The organism is Nocardioides ginkgobilobae (genome assembly GCF_054781275.1).
This window is the reverse complement of sequence record NZ_BAAGUS010000042.1, coordinates 1-2713: the sequence shown is the minus strand read 5'-3', so window position 1 is coordinate 2713 and position 2713 is coordinate 1. Positions and strand designations below refer to the sequence as shown.

The window sequence follows — 2713 nt, the reverse complement described above, 5'->3', positions numbered from 1 at the left end:
CGACCTGGTCGGTGGTGGCCGCCGCCCCCTTTGGGCAGATCCCATGGCCACCACCGGGCAGTTCTCGTGACCGTCAGCGGGCAGGTCTTATGTCCGCCACTGGGCAGTTCCTACTGTCCCTTGACACGCGACCCAGACCTCCACCTCCTGTGGGAACGACGCATGACACTCGACGTCGCCGACCGCGAAGGGGAGATTGCCCAGCTGTGGCCGGGAACCCCGCTCGTGCGGATCGACATCGTCAGGACCCACCCCACCGCGGGCCGCGTTCGAAGGGCACGCCGGTTCGCCCGGCGGACGCCATGACGGTCAGCGAGCGGCGTACCGCCGCAGTGCAAGGTCCGGAAGGAGAAGGATCATGATCCATAGTGACCGGCGCGGCGCCTCAGTCCACGCTCCCGATATGGAGGATTCGCCCCTCACCACGGTTGCCGACCACGTCGGCGGGGGCGGCCGAGCCATTCCCCGGGACCTCACACCGGAGGCTGCCGCGCATCTGACCGCGGCCGGTGGTTACCCCTGCATCTCCGTGCTGATGCCGACGACCCCGGCTGCACGGATGGCGATCGCGGACCGCGAACGCCTCGAAGGCCTGCTCCTCGACGCCGAGCGACGCCTCGACGACCAACCGTTGGGCGACCGCGAGCGGTTGATGTACGAACTGCGACGACAGGCCCGCATGGCCCAGGACTCGAGCACGCAGAACGCTCTCGCGCTCTTCGTCAGCCACAGCGTGTCGCGAGCCTGGACGCTTCCGGTGGCGGTCCACCAGAAGGTCGTGGTCGAGTCCACCTTCGCCACCCGTGACCTGCTCCGGGCGCTGCACCGGACCCCACCGCACCTGGTCCTACGCGTCGACGAATTCGGAGCTCGCGTGTACTGGGTTGCCGCACGCGTCACGCTGCTCGACACGATTGAGCGTCTCCCCGTAGGCAGTGCGCGGCTGGTGGCCTCGCCGAATCTCGAAAGGCCCTACCCGGGGTCGGGGCTCGGGCTCGGCGCGGAGAGCGAGGCCGACGACCGCAGCGACCTGCTCGCCCGGATCGACCCCTGGATGGCAGGCCTGCGAGCAGAGCGCCCGGCTCCGCTCGTCCTGGCCGGCGACGCGGTGCTCGTGAACGAGCTGAGGAGAAGTGCGCGGTGGCTGCATCGGCTCGCGGGGGCCGTCGTCGGCCCCACGGCCAACAAACCTGACCAGCTGTTCACAGCGACAGCGTTGTGTCTGGAGGACTACCTGCACCGACGGGGTCAGCAGACTCTGGAGACTCTGCGCGAGGCTGCCGTCAACGATCCCGAACAGGTAGTGGCCGGGCTGGACCAGTGCTGGACGGCCGTGGCAAGCCGGACCCCGGGCACCCTTGTCGTCGAGCAGGGCTACGTCCACCCTCGACCGCCCGGAGAAGGTGGGGGGCCTGTGTCCCACGACCTGATTGACGACCTCCTCGAGCACGCAATTCAAGCCGGCAACCTCATCGCCTTCGTCGACGACGCACAGCTGCATGAGTTCGGGGGAATCGCCCTCCTGAGGTCCAGGTGAATGGAGGCCGCAAGGGTGTTCGCCCGTCACGAACGCAGCGCACGAGGTGCGACACACGTGCGCCTACATCCGACATGCCACACGAACAGGAGGCCACGTGAGCGTCAGCCGATCGGGAGCTGATGGCAGTCACCCCACCGACCCCCGACGGCAGTCCACGGCACGCGAGGACTTCTCACCACTGGAACCATCTCGAGACATCGGATGGCTGTTGACCCTGCTGAGCGCAGTGGGAGCGCTGTGGTCCTCGTGGGGGCTGTTCCCCAACGATCCGGTGGGTAACGCCGCTGGGTATTGGGTCTCCGCCGCAACGACCATCGCCATCATCGGCACCATGTGGTTGCGCGCGACCGACGCCTCGTCGGCAGTAGCAGTCACGGCGCTAGCTGTGATGACCAGGCACGTTGGTCGAGATCGTGTGACGACACGGTCTGATCTGTAGATGGACGAAGGCCTCCTGGGTGTGGAGTGGAGCTGTCTAGGAACCGCTCCGACACCACAGGAGGCCTTCGTGTCACACGCTACCCACGCCAACGCTGCCCTGACCCCTCGAGCGCGGCTGCGGCTCGCACGGCTGGTCGTCGAGCACGGCTGGCCGCCCGCACGTGCTGCCGAGCGTTAGGGACTGCTGCACGGATAGGTGACATCTGATCTGTGGTGCTGAGAGGTGCAGCAGTCCCGTCTCCTTCCCCAGACCCTCGCGTCGCGCGACGGCCTCAGCAGCCGCGGTCAACGACGGGTACTCGCCCAGGTGATCCAACACCTGACGCACGCACCTGGCCTTGACCGCAGGATCGATCTTCTTCGGCATGCTGCTCATCCTCCTGGACTCAAACAGGAGCGGCATCAAACCTGGGGCGCTTCACAATCTTCAAATGCCGCCGCCGGAGCCCGCCGGAAGCGACTGACTTCCGCGCGCCTCTGCACGGGATACGCGGGCGGGCGGCGTGATTCGTACGAGATACCGTCGAACAACACACTCACGTCACCGACCCGGTGGTCCTCCCATACCCGCGGATGGGGACTCTCGCCGGGCACGGAATTGACTGCCATCTGCCCGTCAGGGGCGTAGCCATCGCCGACCACTCGCGGAGCATCTGCGAAACCGACGGTTTCGAGGTCGCGCAGTAGGGCGAGCACTGATGGTGCCGAAGGACCGGCGGACCTCCAGACGAT

1 protein-coding gene and 2 pseudogenes are annotated in these 2713 nt (G+C 67.1%); 2 read left to right on the top strand and 1 reads right to left on the bottom strand.

Annotated features, from left to right (window positions below; translation table 11 throughout):
* Window positions 1-403 precede the first annotated feature (403 nt).
* Window positions 404-1537, top strand: coding sequence for a hypothetical protein (locus ACYVID_RS18085; RefSeq protein WP_460739454.1), 1134 nt, complete (start codon window positions 404-406; stop codon window positions 1535-1537).
* A 511-nt stretch (window positions 1538-2048) separates the two neighbouring features.
* Window positions 2049-2156 (top strand): annotated as a pseudogene (locus ACYVID_RS18080) (IS481 family transposase); the annotation flags it as partial.
* Window positions 2157-2383: 227 nt separating this feature from the next.
* On the opposite strand, the pseudogene ACYVID_RS18075 reads toward ACYVID_RS18080, so the two are convergent.
* A pseudogene (locus tag ACYVID_RS18075) lies at window positions 2384-2713 on the bottom strand (hypothetical protein); the annotation flags it as partial.

Excerpts from the sequence above, each read along its gene's own strand:
- ACYVID_RS18085 (WP_460739454.1), top strand. The coding sequence starts at position 404 with ATGGAGGATTCGCCCCTCACCACGGTTGCCGACCACGTCGGCGGGGGC.